This window comes from Candidatus Avelusimicrobium alvi, assembly GCF_958451995.1.
In the GTDB taxonomy this organism is placed as follows: Bacteria; Elusimicrobiota; Elusimicrobia; order Elusimicrobiales; family Elusimicrobiaceae; genus Avelusimicrobium; species Avelusimicrobium alvi.
The window spans coordinates 28387-43607 of the sequence record NZ_CAUDSG010000011.1; the positions used below are offsets into that span (position 1 = coordinate 28387).

Annotated in this window: 16 protein-coding genes and 1 tRNA gene; 13 read left to right on the top strand and 4 right to left on the bottom strand. The window is 53.6% G+C overall.

What is annotated here, in order from left to right; genetic code table 11:
• Nucleotides 1-9 precede the first annotated feature (9 nt).
• From ACQY36_RS03565 to ACQY36_RS03590, 6 genes are read left to right on the top strand one after another with little or no spacing between them, the layout of a single operon-like run.
• A complete protein-coding gene (locus tag ACQY36_RS03565) occupies nt 10-1338 on the top strand; it encodes a hypothetical protein (protein WP_428077793.1) in 1329 nt (442 codons plus the stop codon).
• Nucleotides 1339-2499, top strand: coding sequence for a hypothetical protein (locus tag ACQY36_RS03570; protein WP_428077795.1), 1161 nt, complete (start codon nt 1339-1341; stop codon nt 2497-2499).
• Nucleotides 2500-2509: 10 nt separating this feature from the next.
• On the top strand, nt 2510-4147 hold the full coding sequence (locus ACQY36_RS03575; protein WP_428077797.1) for a hypothetical protein: 1638 nt from the start codon (nt 2510-2512) through the stop codon (nt 4145-4147).
• Nucleotides 4144-4392 carry a hypothetical protein gene (locus ACQY36_RS03580; protein ID WP_428077799.1) on the top strand — a complete coding sequence of 83 codons (249 nt, stop codon included), beginning with the start codon at nt 4144-4146 and terminating at the stop codon, nt 4390-4392. Before ACQY36_RS03575 ends, ACQY36_RS03580 begins: the two co-directional genes overlap by 4 nt.
• Nucleotides 4392-4805, top strand: coding sequence for a glycoside hydrolase family protein (locus ACQY36_RS03585; RefSeq protein WP_428077801.1), 414 nt, complete (start codon nt 4392-4394; stop codon nt 4803-4805). Before ACQY36_RS03580 ends, ACQY36_RS03585 begins: the two co-directional genes overlap by 1 nt.
• Nucleotide 4806: 1 nt before the next feature.
• Nucleotides 4807-5001, top strand: a complete 195-nt coding sequence (locus ACQY36_RS03590) for a hypothetical protein (RefSeq protein WP_428077803.1) — start codon at nt 4807-4809, stop codon at nt 4999-5001.
• Between the two features lie 33 nt (nt 5002-5034).
• Here the strand turns inward: ACQY36_RS03590 and ACQY36_RS03595 are convergent, their stop codons facing one another.
• A complete protein-coding gene (locus ACQY36_RS03595) occupies nt 5035-5868 on the bottom strand; it encodes a BRO-N domain-containing protein (RefSeq protein ID WP_428077805.1) in 834 nt (277 codons plus the stop codon).
• Between the two features lie 49 nt (nt 5869-5917).
• Here ACQY36_RS03595 and ACQY36_RS03600 point away from each other — a divergent pair, with 49 nt between their 5' ends.
• Nucleotides 5918-6130, top strand: a complete 213-nt coding sequence (locus tag ACQY36_RS03600) for a hypothetical protein (protein ID WP_428077807.1) — start codon at nt 5918-5920, stop codon at nt 6128-6130.
• Nucleotides 6117-6245 (top strand): hypothetical protein, encoded by a 129-nt coding sequence (locus tag ACQY36_RS03605; RefSeq protein ID WP_428077809.1) that lies wholly within the window; start codon nt 6117-6119, stop codon nt 6243-6245. The genes ACQY36_RS03600 and ACQY36_RS03605 overlap by 14 nt, the downstream gene beginning before the upstream one ends.
• Nucleotides 6246-6561: 316 nt before the next feature.
• On the opposite strand, the gene ACQY36_RS03610 is transcribed toward ACQY36_RS03605, so the two are convergent.
• From ACQY36_RS03610 to ACQY36_RS03620, 3 genes are all read right to left on the bottom strand, one after another.
• A tRNA-Ser gene (locus ACQY36_RS03610) sits at nt 6562-6646 on the bottom strand.
• A gap of 102 nt (nt 6647-6748) precedes the next feature.
• The gene (locus tag ACQY36_RS03615; RefSeq protein WP_428071671.1) at nt 6749-7639 is read right to left on the bottom strand and encodes an alpha/beta hydrolase; all 891 of its coding nucleotides are present in this window, start codon (nt 7637-7639) and stop codon (nt 6749-6751) included.
• A gap of 47 nt (nt 7640-7686) precedes the next feature.
• Nucleotides 7687-8520 (bottom strand): alpha/beta hydrolase, encoded by an 834-nt coding sequence (locus ACQY36_RS03620; RefSeq protein WP_428077811.1) that lies wholly within the window; start codon nt 8518-8520, stop codon nt 7687-7689.
• Nucleotides 8521-8580: 60 nt separating this feature from the next.
• On the opposite strand from ACQY36_RS03620, the gene ACQY36_RS03625 reads away from it, so the two are divergent.
• The 5 genes from ACQY36_RS03625 to ACQY36_RS03645 all read left to right on the top strand — a co-directional run bounded on the left by ACQY36_RS03625 (nt 8581) and on the right by ACQY36_RS03645 (nt 14746).
• Nucleotides 8581-9480, top strand: a complete 900-nt coding sequence (locus ACQY36_RS03625; protein ID WP_428077813.1) for a DUF2157 domain-containing protein — start codon at nt 8581-8583, stop codon at nt 9478-9480.
• Nucleotides 9477-10478 carry a DUF4401 domain-containing protein gene (locus ACQY36_RS03630; RefSeq protein WP_428077814.1) on the top strand — a complete coding sequence of 334 codons (1002 nt, stop codon included), beginning with the start codon at nt 9477-9479 and terminating at the stop codon, nt 10476-10478. The genes ACQY36_RS03625 and ACQY36_RS03630 overlap by 4 nt, the downstream gene beginning before the upstream one ends.
• Nucleotides 10468-10908, top strand: a complete 441-nt coding sequence (locus ACQY36_RS03635; protein WP_428077816.1) for a GDYXXLXY domain-containing protein — start codon at nt 10468-10470, stop codon at nt 10906-10908. Before ACQY36_RS03630 ends, ACQY36_RS03635 begins: the two co-directional genes overlap by 11 nt.
• On the top strand, nt 10905-11732 hold the full coding sequence (locus ACQY36_RS03640) for a P-loop NTPase (RefSeq protein ID WP_428071662.1): 828 nt from the start codon (nt 10905-10907) through the stop codon (nt 11730-11732). The genes ACQY36_RS03635 and ACQY36_RS03640 overlap by 4 nt, the downstream gene beginning before the upstream one ends.
• A gap of 119 nt (nt 11733-11851) precedes the next feature.
• Nucleotides 11852-14746: a hypothetical protein gene (locus ACQY36_RS03645; RefSeq protein WP_428077818.1), complete on the top strand. Its 2895-nt coding sequence runs from the start codon at nt 11852-11854 to the stop codon at nt 14744-14746.
• Nucleotides 14747-15221 lie beyond the last annotated feature (475 nt).

A 15221-nucleotide genomic window follows, 5' to 3' on the forward strand; every position in this document is an offset into this window, starting at 1 on the left:
AATAACAAAATGGATAACTTACAAGCGCCCGAAGCCTTGGCCCTGCCGTTTGCAAACAACGGGCAGAAAAACGAAATCCCGGTGGCTTCCACCGGCACTAACGGAGCCAGCTTAACCGAGGGGTTTCCGCCCATTACAATGAAGTCAAAGGAAGAAGGCGGCCGTCCGCCGGAAGGGAAAGATTTTAACGGAGTTTTGTACTTGCTTTCTTCTTTTTATTTCGCTTTTCAGAACGGCTGGCTCCCGACGTTTGACGAAAATGTTTCCCAAGCTATCGGCGGATATGCCAAGGGGGCCATTTTATGGTATACCTCCGGCGAGTCCCGCCAGGCGCTGCAAAGCCAAAAGAACAATAACCAGGATAATTTTAACACGAATCCCGATGTGATTGGCACCAGCTGGAAAGCGATTTTCCCGGATTTGCAGACTATTCTGGAAAATATGCCCATCGGGCTTAGCGTGGGGGACCTTTTGCCCAACATTGGCAATCAGCCCCCGGCCGGGCGTATGTTGTGCAACGGGCAGAGGGTGGTAAACTGCCAGACGCTATACCCGGAATTTTATGCCTATGTACTGGCCAAAACGGCCTATAAAACGGTCAGCGAATTTAATGCCATTGTGTCCCAGTACGGACAGTGCGGTTATCCGGCTGTAGACGGTGCGGACGTAATTCTGCCGCTTATTACCCGGCCGATTTCCGGCGTGGAAACGCTGGCGCAGACGGGTATGTCCGTTTTAGACTCTATGCGCCCGATTACCGGTAAATTTAAGTCAGGCAGTATGATTTTACGGTCTTTTAGCGGAGCCATGACGGGAGCGGCCGAAGGGATGGGCGGCGGCCAGGACGGAAGCGGCTGGGACTCTAACAATGTAGAGATTACCTTAAATTCGGGTCTGTTGGGTGCCCGCTATAACGGCTCCGAAACCCGCGGAAAGCAGGTGTGTTATCCTTATTGCGTGGTGGTGTATACCACTATCCCTGATAAAGCTACCGTGGATGTGGCCGAGCTCGTCGCCCTCGTAAAAGAACAAAACCAATTGGGAGTACAGAATTTGCCCGCTTCTTCCGGTAATATCACGCTTGCGTCCGGAGGCATGTACAAAGGCGTGCTAACGGGGAATGCTGTTTTCGTACTGCCGACGGTATCCGACAACAGCAATTTTAATCAAATTTTAATCCAGCTGGAAATCCCGGAGGGGGTAACGGTAAACTGGGGAACTACTTTGTATTTGGGCGAAGAGCCCTCTTCTTCCGCCGGGAATTATAACGTTATTTTTGAATATGACGCTATTTTGGAAAAATGGGCCGTTGGCAGCTTGGTAAAAATGGAGGGTTAAATGAAAATCTGGTCCAAACAGCTTTTAATAAAACCCGACCCCACGCCGTATTTAATGGCGTCCCGCTCGGTGCGTTTGCTGGCGGCGCCGGGCACATCCCTGTTATGGCCGAGTACGCCGCAACTGCTAAGCGACACGCTCAGCAATAAAACGGTGGGACAAGCCCCCTTTGAATTTTCGTTTTCCGTACACGCTGACGTTATCGGCGCCGGGACGGTGTTTCTGCTTGATATGCCGGGCCTTGTGAATATAAAGGCGGAAGATAACACTTTGATGTTCAAGTTCGGCTGGAAAGATGGGTGGGTGGCGGTTCCGGCGTCTGTTCTGATTGCCGGATGGAACGCGGTAAGTTTATCCAGTGACGGCATACGGATTAGACTTACTGTAAATGCGGCGATATTTACTTTACTGGACAGTGAAGCGCACTGGGTCAGCTGGCAACAGCCCATATACCCTGCATACGGGGAAACCGGCTACGATGATTTAAGTGCCCAATACGCTAATAATCAATTAACGGCGTTTCCGCGGTCAGGGACATTTACTTCTAAAAACGGTTCTTTCTCTTTTAACGCGGATAATAACTATTATCTGTCTGGGGTGTATGGAATGCCCTGGGCCTTGTCAGACGGATTTGTTCCCGCAGAAAGTGAGCCTTATTCCGGAGAACTGCCGTATGAGGATTTAAACAAAAATTTTCAAGGTATCGGCTCAAATGATGGGGCATTACCATCTGTCCGCACTGCCTTCCCTTTCTTTTGGAGTTTCGGAAAGGAACTCAGGATACGTAAGATAGATGTTTACCAAATGCGTACCTATTTACCTTGGTATTATGCCGATTCTCCAATATGTTGCAGGGACGTGTACGCCTATTCTGACGGGACAAAAGCCGAGCTTATGGGAAAAGTTACCGGAATGGGACTTACTTCAGGTCAGAAGTATACGATTACAGTTAACAATGTGGAAACAGCCTACTTATGGCTAGAACTGTTCGGAGATGAAGCGACGTTTAACAATAATGGGAATGCAACTGCTGGCCTTGGTGAAATAAAAATAGAAGCTGACGAAAAAGTACCCGGAGACGAATATCCGCCAATTACTACCGGTCAGTTAACGGTCCGCTCCAATTGGCTTCATTTAAAAAATATACAAGCTGTTTTATAGGAGAACGAAAATGGCAAACGCAAAGCAATATACAGATTTACAAACGACGGAAACGCTGAATGATACGGACTTGATGGCTGTTTCCCAGTCCGGGGCGACGGAGCTCAAGACGACTACTGTTGGGGCGGTAGCTTCCCGCGCGGCAGAAATTGTGTCCACCGACCAGGTGCAGGAAATCGTGGCAGACCTTGGGCTTGGAAAGCAGATTCTGGCACAGACTCTGCAGGACAAAGGCGTGGATACGACCGCTTCCGATACGCTCTCCCAGATGGCGACTAAATTGGCGGCGGTTGATGTGGTGGGGGCGAAAGAGTATTTACGCGGGAAGGTGGCCATTACATCTTCCGGCTATAGTGAAAATCTGCCTATTGCCTGCCAGTGCGGTATCAAAAACAATAAAGGACTGGCCTTGACCGCAGGTAAAATTGCATTAATACAGATAGCAGATGATGGGACCGTGGAAGAGCTCGCTACGACTACTGATGAAGACATCATTGTTTCTAATGCTACCTATAAAAGCATATGGACAAATGCGGCGGGTACGGTTGCGGTTTATTTCAACCCAAAATCAACATCGGCTTCTCAAGCCCTTGTGTTTGATATTGATTTGGCTGCGCCGTCAATTACTTTACGCGGTAAAATTGAAAACTTAATCGCATACAGCACCACGAGTGCATTGGATTTTTATTATATCTCCGAAGACGGTACAAAAGCTGTCATATTTCAGCAAAACACGTCGGATGTCGCCAGTATTAATTGGTTAAATCTTACGGACTTAACGGCCGAGACTACCACTCAGACGCTAACCGTCCGGCTGGGATATGGTGCTTTTTCAGGATTTGCCTACGATATCGGAGAACAGACGTTAATGTTCATGGTAGCCGATAACTACCAAGCAGATGCCTATCCTATAACACTTGACTTCTCTTCTAAACTAATATCCTTCGGTACTGCTATGGTATTCAGCGGAAATATACCTAAATATACCCATAAAGGGGGATTGGCAATTCTTCCTGCAGAAGGTTTATTATTTAAAACCACTTATCAGTATGATTCCAATTTAGCTGCTACGGATATTCTCCTTCAAGCCTTTAGCCTGAGCACTAACCAAGTGCTGGATGAAATTAAATTAAAAAATATAAGCCTTAATTTGGACAGCACTACTTACATGAGAGATTATAACAGGACACCGATGCCGTTTGTGGCTGGTGTTTCCCAGAATATCGTAAAAATTACAGGCAGCTATTTGACTGGTTGGGAGTTTAATACAGTTACCAACAAATTTAATACAGAAAATGTTGCTTCAATATTAGACGATATCTATATGCGTAATGCTTCTTTATGGCGTATTAATAGCAATCCTGATTCATACTATCTATATTACCCTACTATGTATTTAGAAAATACAGTAGCAAATAAAGTAACGTTCGCTCCCGGAACAACTGGTTCGGCCCTCAATATTGCTGGAGGGGGTAGATTGTTTACTCTGTCTTTAAGCAAAGAAATCTGTTTCGGCGGTGTATATACACGAAACGGGAGTACTGTAGTTCATCAGTTATCCCCCTGGGACGACGACGCTTACGAAGCCGGGGCGTACGATATTGAAAACAAGAAAGTATTGCTGGATTTACCGGAGGCTAACCAATGAGCGAAGACATCAAAAAAATATCTCCGTCGGCGCTGAAAGAATGGCTGGTGCTGGCCGGTTTGGCGGGCGGCGTTGTGTTGTGGTGCGTTACCATGTACGGCCTGCCGCCGCGCGTAGACAAGCTGGAGCGTACTGTGGCCGAGCACGAGCGCCGGCTGACGGAAAGCGGCGTGAAGATAGACATTATCCTGGACGACGTAAAAACCATCAAAGGGTTTATCTTGCAACGCCACGGAGGCGAATAATGGATTATGAAAAAATTGCCGCACGTATCCGCAAAAGTGAAGGCCTGTCTTACCTACCCTATAAGTGTCCAACAGGGCACCTGACGATTGGGTATGGGCACAACCTGGAGCACGGTATCAGTATAGAGGCCGCCGAGTTGCTATTGCGGCAGGATATTGAAATTGCCACAAAGCAGGTTAAAAACGCGTTTATCTGGTGGCCAAAGCTGACGGAAGCGCGGTTTTACGTGCTGGTAGATATGACGTTTAATATGGGCATTTCGCGGCTGGTTGGCTTTAAAAAAATGCTAGCGGCCGTGGAAGCGGGGGATTATAAAACCGCTGCAAAAGAAATGCTGGACAGCCGCTGGGCGTTTCAGGTAAAGGGACGCGCTCGTGAACTGTCCGAAATTATGGAAAAAGGAGAATGGTAATATGGAATGGATTACGACACATTGGGACGACGTACTGACGATTATCGGCGGTGTGGTGGTAGTGGTGTCCGCCGTTGTAAAACTGACCTCTACAACTAAAGACGACACGGTGTGGGCAAAAATATTAAAGGTTCTGTCTGCGCTGAGTCTGGTAAACCCGGACGGGTCTGTCATCGGCAAAAAGGCGGATAAATGATATAAGGGGCGGATTATGGGGCCGCCCCCGGGGTTATTTTTTCGTTATTTTTTTGGGAGTAAATCCGGGAAGCGAGCTTTGCTTGGTAACTACTTTTTGCCCGGTAGCCTTTTCAAACTGTAAGCGCGCCTGTTTGGCGAGTCTACCGCCTTTTTTGCCGGCTTCTTTATTTTGTTCCAGTCCATTTGCTTCATCTTTTTCGGCTATTTGGCGGGTGGAGAGTTCGGCAAGGGCGGTAAAAAGGAGTTCCGCTTCGCTCATGTGTTCGCGCAGATTTTGGTTTTTAAGGCCTTTTAATTTTTTATGCTGGGCAACGGTTATTCCGGCCCATTCCCGGTGGATGATATTAGTTAATGCGGCAAAGTCTTTGGATTCGGTTACCCCGTGTCCCTGCCAGTAATCGGTTAATTTGTTACGGGTTTCCTGGCCCATCATGCGCTGTTGTATCCATTTTTGAGGGCGCCCTTGCTCTTTCCAGTGGCGGCGTGCGCGGTCTATGGCTTTGGAGGGGTCGGCAGTTTCCTGGATGCGCTCATAGCCGGTTTTGGCAAGCCACAATTTGAAAGGTTCCGCTTTGGGGCTGGGGATGGATTGGATGAGGCGTAAAAGCTGCTCCGGAGTGGCCACGTCCGTCGTATAGAATTTGCCGTCAGATGCTTGCATTTTCAGTTGTCCCAGATTTTGGGACAACTCGCTTCCCTCTTCTTTTAATTTGGTTTTAAGGGCGTTCCAATATTTGCGAGGGCGCGGGCTTTCTGTGAGTGCATGGATAACATCTACTACGGAAAAATACCAAGTATCAGTTTTTTCATCATATTGGCGGCGGATATTAAAATTTTCAAAAACGGCTAAAGCGGATTTTGTCATATTGAACTCCAAAAAAGAATTTAATTTATTGTAGCAAAGCAGGAGGATTATGTGGGACGCATTATTGAAAGTGGTATTATCGGCCGGGGCGGTGTGGGTTATAGCCGCCCTGTCTGCCAAATTGGCGCGTAAATCTGCCGCGCTGGAACAGGTCAAACAGGAGGAGTTGGAACGTGAAAAAGTGGATAAAATTATTAGGAGTAATTCTGATTTGGGGCGCGATGAGTGTCTTAAGCGGCTGCGCGACCGTGAGGACATCTAACGCGGCCATTTGCCGCATTCAGTTTGATTACCGGGACGCGGGCATTGAAGCTTTAAACGACCAAAACCTGCGCGCGCTGGTGGCGTTTAAAGAGGTATGCGAAGATGGACGGTAAATGCCCGTTTGCAGAGTTTGACCGCTATTTAAGCGAGGCCGTGTGCCGAAAATACGGCCTGCCGTGCCGCGTGGCCTGTAAGAGCTGTACGGAACAAACGGACATCTAAAAATAAGAAAAATTTATAAATAACTAGCCTTTTTGGGGCCTTTTGGTATAAATTTTTGCGGGGTTAATAGTAGCGTTTTTAGTAGCGTTTTTTATTACAAAATTGGCTGTTTGATTACAAAATACGCTCATTTATTACAAACTTGGCCCGACGGAAGAGGCCGCAAAAAACCCCGTTCCCGTCGGGGAATGGGGTTGTATAGCTGCACGGAGAGGGAGGGATTTGAACCCTCGAAACCTTGCGGTTTACAGGTTTTCGAGACCTGCTGTTTCAACCACTCACACACCTCTCCAAATTACGCCGCCCGCGAGTGGCGGGCCTCAGGCGTCTGTACTTATTATACAAAAAATCGGGGCGGCTTGCCGATAGGGCGGCCGTTTTAGGCGCGGGCGGCTCAGCTTTTCCCGGCGGGGGTGGTGTTTACCGAGGCCGGCGTGGAGGATTTCCCGCCGTTGTCTAAGGATTCCAAAAAGCGGAGCGCTTCGGACTCAAACCATTCAAAGCTGTGATGCGTGCCCGCGGGCGAGAGAAACTGCTGGGTGCCCCGGGGCGATTTGGCGGCCAGGGCGCGGCTCATCGTCCAGGGTATCGTGCGGTCCAGCCGCGAGAACCCGATAAGCATCGGCGCGCGGACGCGGCCGATCAGGCGGGTATTGTCAAAATTTTTGTGCCACAAAAGCGGTTTTAAGAAAATAGGCAGAATGGTGGCCGCGGCGGTGCCGTCGTAGCGCTGCGAGAGCATATAAAAACCCATATCGGCCATATTGGTAAACGGGCTTTGCAGGATGACGCCTTTAAAAGGCAGTTTGTCGTAGGTGGAGGCTACGTACAGCGCGGGGGCGTTGCCCAGCGAAAAGCCCCACAGCACAATGTCCTGCGGGAAGATTTTTTCCTTCAGCATCAGGTGGAACAGGGCCGAGGAGCCGTCCTCATACAAATGGCTTTCGGAGGGGGAGCCTTCGCTTTTGCCGTAGCCCCGGTAGTCAAACAGAAAAACGCCGTAGCCTTTTTCGGCGTACGGGCGGGCGAAATCCTGAAAACTGTACACATTGTATTTGTTGCCGTGGAAAAATAAAATCGTGGGTTTGTCCTCTTTGGCGGGCAGATACAGCGCGTGGAGCTTCTGCCCGTTTTTGGCGGGGAAGGTAACTTCTTCAAAAGGCAGTTGGAGCGTGTAGACCTGGTCGGTCGGTTCAAAAATTAAATGGTCCGTCACCCGGTCAAAAAACAACGCCCAGCCGCCCAGCAGCACCACCAGCAGTATAGTAGGAATATATTTGCGCATAGTTCAGGATTTTCTCTCCACGAATTATAGTATCATAAAAACACTTTTTAAGGAAGGTTTTTAATAAACCCGTCCGCCGCCCGGGCGGCCCAGGCGAATTCGTCGTGTCCGCCCGACGGAGACAGAAAGCGTTTGGCGTGCGGAACGGCATCCGCCAGCCGCGCGCTCATGCGCCAGGGGATGGTGGCGTCCGCGCGGCTCATGCACACGAGCACGGGCAGGCGGCGGATATGCGCGGCGGGGCGCGTATTGTCAAAACGGTTCAGGTGTAAAAACGGCGCGGCGAACGCGGAAATAAGGCGGTAAGTGAGCGAATTGGGTTCGTAGGTGTGCGTCCACAGGCAGGCGGCCATGGCGGGCGCGCTTAAAAAGGGGCTTTGTAAAACCAGCGCTTTAAAAGGGAATTTTTCCAGGCGCTGCGCCGTAAACAGCGCGGGCGCGTTGCCCAGCGAATGGCCGTAGAGCACGATGTCCTGCGGGCGGATTTTTTTTACGCTCATCAAATAGCGCGCGGCGGCCTGCGCGTCTTCAAACACCGTTTTTTGGGACGGACTGCCCTGGGACAGGCCGAAGCCCCGGTAATCAAACATCAAAATCCCGTAGCCTTTGGGCGCGTAGGCGAGTGCGAACTTTTCAAAGTGGGACACGTTGCCCCCTCTCCCGTGGAAAAACAGCAGGGTCGGCCGGTTGTTTTGGGCGGGCAGATACACGCCCGTAACCATCCGTCCGTCCGGCGCGGGGAAAGAAAGGTTTTCAAAAGGCAGTTTCAGCGGCCAGCGTTTTTTCTGCGGGCGGAATACGATGCGCGCCCCCAGGCGGGCCAGCATATACCATATCAGCAGCAAAGCGGCTGGGAAAATAAGCCAAAGTATCAGGGACATACTAATATTATAGCTTTTACGCCGGCTTTGTTGGGCGGGGGAATTTTGTATAATCGGGGTATGATAAATAAATCCGTTTTAGATAATTTGCTGGCTGAAAACCTGCTTTCGCGTACGCAGTATGACCGCGCCGTATCCGCGCTGCCGGCCGAACCGTGGGCCGAATGGGGCCTGCGGCGGCTGCTTGTGTTAGGCGGTGTATTATTGCTGGCGGCGGTGATTTGCTTTTTTGCCTATAACTGGGCGGATATGGGCCTGCTTTTAAAACTGGGCCTGCCGCTTGCCGGGCTGGTGCTGTGCGGGGCGGGCGTGTGGAGATACGGTCCTTCTTCCGTACCCGGGCAGATTTTTGCCGCGGGAGCCGGCGTGCTGTGCGGCGTGTTTACCGCCGTATGCGGGCAGGCGTTTCAGCTTCAGTCTTACGTATACGAATGGTTTGCGGCCTGGAGCGTGATGATGGCCGTACTGGCCGCCATTTCGGGCGTGCGCTGGCTGTGGCTGGGCGCGTTTTTGGCGTGGGGGATGTTTGCCGAAGACAAATACGGTTTTACCGGCGGGTTCTATGCGCTGGCTTCCGCCGCCGTATTGTTTTGGGCGCTGGCGGAAGGGTGTATTTGGTTTAAAAAATGGCCGGAAAATTTCCGCGCGTGGGCGTTTATTCCCGCCGCGTTTTACCTGACTTCCTGCGCGGCGTACGATACACTGCGGCGCACGTTTCAAACGCCTTCTTATGTATGCGCCGTATTTATCCTGGCGGCGGCGTGGCTGGCGGTAAAGAAATTTAAAAGCCCGATGGTGCTGGGCGTGAGCGCCCTGTGCGCCGCGGTGTGGGTCAGCTGCTGGCTGGTGCGGATGGAAGTTTTTGCCTATCAATGGGGAAGCCCGGTATTTATGTGCGTATTTGCGCTGGCGGGCGCGGGCGCCTGGAAAGGAATTGAATATATGCGGAGGACGAAATGACCGAACAGGAATTATTACAGTCTCTTCCGGCCGAAAAACGCGACGCCGTCAAACAGTATCTGGACGGACGTCCCTCCCCGGTGCATCCCGCGGTGCTGGTATTATTGTTTGTGGGCGCGTTTATCAGTTCGCTCGCGCTGATGTGTACCATGTTTTTGATGTTTTACTCCGCGTTTCCGTCGGCGTTTGCCGTCCTGTGCGGCGCGCTGTTTGCCGCCTTCGGGTACGGGCTGGCGCGCGCGGGGGAAGGCGGCAAATCGGCGGGCGAAGCGTTTTTGGCCCAGCTCGGTTTTATGTTTGCGGTATCAGGCAAGGGGCTGTTGATTTACGGCGTGCCGCATTTTAGCGGGGACACTTCTTCGCAGCTGCTGGTTGCCGCCTGCATCGCGGCGGCCGTGGCGGCTGCGGGCTGGCCGTTTTTTAAACAGCCGGCGGACCGTTTTATTTTTTCCGCCGCCGCAGTGGGATTGTTCGCGTGCTATGCGGGTTCGCTGTGGGGACGGTGGGACGAGCCGGCGGCGTGGCTGGGTGCGGCGCTGTGCCTGGCGGGGCTGCTGCTGTTTGCGGTTCGTTCCGTACGGCTGCGTCCGCTGGCGTATGCGTGTTTGGCCGTCGGCGGCGTATGGACGGCGTGCGGCGCGGATAAATTTTCATGGGCGCTGGTGCCCGCCGCGGGGCTTGCGGCGTGGGCCGTCAGCCGGGCGAAAAGTCTGTCCCCCAAGGGCCGCCGGTGGGGGTGTGTTTTGACGGCGCTGGCCGCGTGTATGCTGGGGCTCAGCGCGTTTGCCGCCTTGTGCGTGATGACCGCGGGGCGGGGCCTGCGCGAACGCATGGTGGAGTGGCTGGGAAGCGCGTGGTTCGCGTGCGCGCTCTTTATGCTGTATTACGATTTGGACGGTTCGCTGTTGTACAAATCGGGCATGCTGGCGGTGTCCGGCCTGGCGGCGCTGGCGGCGTATTTTGCGCTTAAAAGAGGGGGGAAACAATATGCGCGGTAAAATTTTCTTTTTCTGCACGTTGGGGTTGTCCGCTCTTCTGGCCGGCTGGGCGTGGAACCTGTACGCCCAAATTGAACGGGCCCCGGAGGCGTATTTAAAAATCGCGCCGAGGGATCCGCGCGCTTTTTTGCTGGGCGATTATATGACGCTTTTTTACGACTTTGAAACCGTGCCCGGCGTAGCGGATGAAGACGTTTTGTATTTGGGGGAGAATCGGGTGCTGTCCCGTCAGCCCGGTGGTGAGGCGGTATCCGTCCGCACGCGCGGCAAAGAGTATTTGGTGCCCCGGCAGTATTTCTTTCAGGAAGGCACCGGCAAGAAATTTGAAAATGCCCGCTACGCGGCGGTGAAACTCCTGCCGGGCGGAAAAATGGCCCTGTGGGGGCTGGCGGATGAAAATTTTAATTTAATTGAAAGGAGTTCCAAATGAGCGAAAATTGTTCGCACGATTGTTCTTCCTGCGGTGCCAATTGCGCGAGCCGCAAACCGGGCGAAATGCCCAAAGACAAACCGCATTTGAGAAGCCGCATTCAACACGTCATCGGCGTAGTGAGCGGAAAAGGCGGGGTGGGAAAATCTTTCGTAACGGGCCTTTTGGCTGCGGAAATGACGCGGCGCGGGTATTCCTGCGGCGTGCTGGATGCGGATATTACCGGGCCGTCCGCGCCTAAAATGTTCGGCATTCACGAACGCGCCACCGGCGACCAGGACGGTATTTACCCCGTGTCCAGCCAGGGCGGCGTGCAGGTGATGTCTCTTAACCTGCTGTTGGAAAACGAGACGGACCCCGTCATCTGGCGCGGCGCGCTGATTACGGGTACGGTCAAACAGTTTTGGACGGACGTTATCTGGCAGGACGTGGATTATTTGTTTATTGATATGCCGCCCGGCACCGGGGACGTAACGCTGACGGTGTTCCAATCCCTGCCGGTGGACGGTATTGTGATTGTGTCTTCTCCGCAGGAACTGGTGCAGATGATTGTGGGCAAAGCCGTTAAAATGGCTAAAATGATGAACGTGCCCGTGCTGGGGCTGGTGGAGAATATGAGCTATTTAAAATGCCCGGACTGCGGGAAAGAAATAGAACTCTTCGGTCCCGGCCGTGCGGCGGAAATGGGCAAAGCGTTTGACTTGTCCCCCGTGGTGCGCCTGCCGTTAAACCCCGCCGCGGCGCGCGCGGCGGACGAGGGACGCATTGAGTTCGTGCGCGAAGAAGCGTTAAACCCGCTGGCCGAAAAGCTGGCCGCGCTGTAAAACGGGACCCATCTTTATATAGGACCATTGGCCCGGGCGTATAGGGCCAATGGCCCTTGTTTGTATAGCGGGGATTTAGCATAATAAAATAAAGAATTTTACGCAAAAGGATGATACGGATGAAAAAATTTTTATGTGCATTGACGGGCCTTGTGATCTGCGGGGCGGCTTCGGCGCAGGTGCCCGCTAAAAACGTCGGGACGGTGATTAAAGCGCTGGGCAGCGGGGCGGAAAAATCCATTCCGGCCGCCGGCCGCGTAAGTGCGGCGGGGCTGCGGTATGCGCCGGGCCTGCGCGTTTCGGGCGCGGCCGTTTCCGTGCCGTCCGTTTCCGCCGTGCGTGCGCCGCTGGTAAAGGGGAGCCGGGTGGAATCTGCCGTATTGTCCCAGGTACAAAAACAGGTGTCCGTTATGCTGCCGGCCGAATCGGTGCGGGAGCAGGTGGCCAAGGGGGCTTCTTCGCCCGCGCTCGTGCGTTCTATTTTTGCCGTTCCGCCCGCCGCCGGACGCACCGCTCTGCTGCAGAATGAATTTTTAACGCTTACGCTGGAACGCGGCGCGCCCGTAACCGAATGGCAGGCGGCCGCCGCTTTAAAAACATACCGGGTGGATTTGCTTCAAAAGAAAGACGCGTTTAAAGAATTAGCCGCTTTTTCGTCCGTTAAACAGCTGGCGGCGGCCAAGCCGCAAGCCGCCGTGCGGGCGATGGAAGCGTTGGCCGACGTGTCCGGCATCGGTTTTTACGGGGCCGCCGAAGACGCGCCCGTTCTGCTGTCCGTATACGAAGCGGCCGCAGACACCGTGCTGGAACCCGTGGCGTTTACGGCGGTGTCCCGCGCGCTGCTGTCTTTAAGAGCCTATGACGCGTTTGAAAAATTGCTGGCGTCCGCTAAACCCACCGAAGCCTTAAAACAAACCGTTTTGTTTGCGCGCGCCGGCGGCGTACCCGTGTCCGTTCCCGCGCCGGAGCGGGCGGAAGCCGTTTCGGATGTAGCCGTGCTGGAGAATCTTGTCCGGCGCGTATGCGTTTTAAACGTGCGCCATTTGGATTTTTCCGCTGACGCCGCCCGCGACTGGCTGGCGTTAGCCGCACGCCGCACTGCGTCCGGCGTACGGCCCGGGCAGACGGCGGCGGTTCCCGTCAACCCGATTGAAGTGAAGGCGGCCCCGTCTTTGCAGGTGGAGGGGCCGGCTGCTATGCAAGCGGAGGAAAATGCTTCTTTGTCTGCCGGCGGCCCAGCGGCCCCCTCCGCCCGTTCATACAGTTTTTTTGCCCGCACGGAGCCGGCTTCGGCTTCGTCCGGGACGTTGTATTCCGGCCTGCCCGTGATGGAATGGGGCCGCCGGATTAAAAAATGGTTCGCGGCCAAACCCGCCGAATCGGTTGTCCAGGCTCCCGCCGAAGGCTACAACCCCGTGGTGCCCGTGCTGGAGCGCACGCCGCGCACGGGATTGGTAAGCAAACAATATCCTTCCGGTCTGAAAGATGAGGACAGCATCATCCGCGACTGGCTGGAATACTTTAAAAACGGCTATTTCCGTCCGCGTGACCAGGTGGAAGCCATTGAAGGTATGTCCGCCGCCAAGGCCAACAACGTGATGGAATACCTGTATTATATGTCTATGGAAGAGGCGGAAAAAGTGATTTTAAACCCCATCCGCGAAACGGGCCGCCTGCCGGATTTTATGTACGACGCGCGTTTAATCGCGGGGACGAGACGCCTGCCCGCGGGGTATTATAAAAACAAATTTAACGAAAACGTCAAACGCTTTGTGGAGCTGGCGGAAGAGGACGGCTCCATCTTTACCCATAATGTGGAACTGAAAGATTTGGCCACCACTATGGCCGACTACAGCTTTGAGCAGGGGTTCCGCTATACCAACGACTCGCGCATGACCGCCGGCCTGCGTCACAACTGGCGGGAGCTGGTGGCGGAAATCCGCCGCCCGGGTTTAAAGGCGGACCGCAAGCGGGTGAACGAGCTGTGGCGCAAACCCGTGCCGCTGGACGGCGGGAAATCGGTCAGCTTAAAAGAATACTTTACGCAAAAACGGCCCACCGTGTTTTTTAAAGAAGGCAGCACGCCGGAGTTTTTCCTTAACAGCAAAAAGTGGGTTGCCTGGGAAAACGAACGGCGCAATTTGGCGGCCGTGGAATTTGTCAACAAAACCGCCTCGCCGCGCGCTTCGTGGCTGGACAGACTGCAGAATTGGCTGGTGCTGGGAAAACCTTCCAATTATCTGACGGTTAAACAGTTTGCCGATGTGATGGTGTCGCAGTACCGGCAGTCGTTCGGTTCCGCCGTGCGCATGAACGGGGCGGAATATGCTGGGGCGCCGCTTTCGCAGCTGGAGGACGCCACGCCGTCTTCTTTGACGGTAAAAATCAATAATTTTGACAAAGTGGGCGGCGTATGCCAGATGTCGTTTACGGACGGGGGCTTTATGGGCCAGGTGAAACCGGGTTACGACGGCACCTCCACCGTCAGCCGCTTTGAGCCGATGAGTTTTTCCAATGTGCGCGTAGTAACCTTTGATTTGGAAACCCTCGCGCCGCGCGTGCTGACGCTTAAATCCGTACCCTATTTAAAAGATTTGAAAGCGCCGGATTTGGACCAGGTCCGCGCTGGAACCATGGTGGGCGACGGCCTGGACCCCACGCGCGATTTGCTGTCTGTACGCCAGGCGGAGGCCGCCCTTACCAAAGTGCCGCATTTAAAAGCCACGCTGTATCCTCATTCGCGCCTGGTGGGCTATACCGAAATGCCCGAATACTTAAACGGCGGCGGGCTGGGCGGATATCTGGCGCTGTTCACGCCGGATTTCTATCCGCTTAAAACCATCTACCGCCTGCGTTTTGACGGGTGGAGACCGTACCTGAAGCCGCATTATTTTATCCGCAAAGAGGTTCCCGCGCTGGCCGGGCCCATCCACCGCGACCGCCTGACGTTTACCGAACAGGTGCAGGACCGCGCCGTGGACGCGCCCCAGCCGTCCGCCCCCGAAAGCAAGTAGTTTTTATAAGCCGTATTTTCATCCCCGCGCGAGATGTATGCGCGGGGAGTTTTTTATCCGCAAAATACCGGCCGAATTTGTGAAGCAGGGATGCTTTCCCTCTTGTTTGACGGGTAGATTTTACGCTACTTGGCGACATTGTTTAAACAATGTCGCTCTGCTAGTCGGATGTGTCCGCATAGAAAACCGCCCCCTGGTACATCCCCGAATGTTTCTCTCCCAAGTATCTAAAAGCACCGTGTTTTGCTGAGCTCTGGTCAGGCACGCTGCGCGCCGCCAGAGCCCCCAGGCCCGGACCCTGCGGGCGGTTTCATACCCCCTTTGTTGTTCCCCTCTAATTAATAGCACCGCTTATTGCGTTAGCCCTGGCCAGGCCAGAGAAGGGAGCCCAGGCTCTGGGCCCTGCCCCCGGCAAGGGGGTTGATTTGTTTTTTTTTTTTGATAAATTGGAAAAAGCACGGCCCGTCTTGCTTGG

Bases quoted from the DNA above. Each gene is read 5' to 3' on its own strand.
- ACQY36_RS03565 (WP_428077793.1), top strand. From the start codon at position 10: ATGGATAACTTACAAGCGCCCGAAGCCTTGGCCCTGCCGTTTGCAAAC.
- ACQY36_RS03570 (WP_428077795.1), top strand. From the start codon at position 1,339: ATGAAAATCTGGTCCAAACAGCTTTTAATAAAACCCGACCCCACGCCG.
- ACQY36_RS03575 (WP_428077797.1), top strand. From the start codon at position 2,510: ATGGCAAACGCAAAGCAATATACAGATTTACAAACGACGGAAACGCTG.
- ACQY36_RS03580 (WP_428077799.1), top strand. From the start codon at position 4,144: ATGAGCGAAGACATCAAAAAAATATCTCCGTCGGCGCTGAAAGAATGG.
- ACQY36_RS03585 (WP_428077801.1), top strand. From the start codon at position 4,392: ATGGATTATGAAAAAATTGCCGCACGTATCCGCAAAAGTGAAGGCCTG.
- ACQY36_RS03590 (WP_428077803.1), top strand. From the start codon at position 4,807: ATGGAATGGATTACGACACATTGGGACGACGTACTGACGATTATCGGC.
- ACQY36_RS03595 (WP_428077805.1), bottom strand. From the start codon at position 5,868: ATGACAAAATCCGCTTTAGCCGTTTTTGAAAATTTTAATATCCGCCGC.
- ACQY36_RS03600 (WP_428077807.1), top strand. From the start codon at position 5,918: ATGTGGGACGCATTATTGAAAGTGGTATTATCGGCCGGGGCGGTGTGG.
- ACQY36_RS03615 (WP_428071671.1), bottom strand. From the start codon at position 7,639: ATGCGCAAATATATTCCTACTATACTGCTGGTGGTGCTGCTGGGCGGC.
- ACQY36_RS03620 (WP_428077811.1), bottom strand. From the start codon at position 8,520: ATGTCCCTGATACTTTGGCTTATTTTCCCAGCCGCTTTGCTGCTGATA.
- ACQY36_RS03625 (WP_428077813.1), top strand. From the start codon at position 8,581: ATGATAAATAAATCCGTTTTAGATAATTTGCTGGCTGAAAACCTGCTT.
- ACQY36_RS03630 (WP_428077814.1), top strand. From the start codon at position 9,477: ATGACCGAACAGGAATTATTACAGTCTCTTCCGGCCGAAAAACGCGAC.
- ACQY36_RS03635 (WP_428077816.1), top strand. From the start codon at position 10,468: ATGCGCGGTAAAATTTTCTTTTTCTGCACGTTGGGGTTGTCCGCTCTT.
- ACQY36_RS03640 (WP_428071662.1), top strand. From the start codon at position 10,905: ATGAGCGAAAATTGTTCGCACGATTGTTCTTCCTGCGGTGCCAATTGC.
- ACQY36_RS03645 (WP_428077818.1), top strand. From the start codon at position 11,852: ATGAAAAAATTTTTATGTGCATTGACGGGCCTTGTGATCTGCGGGGCG.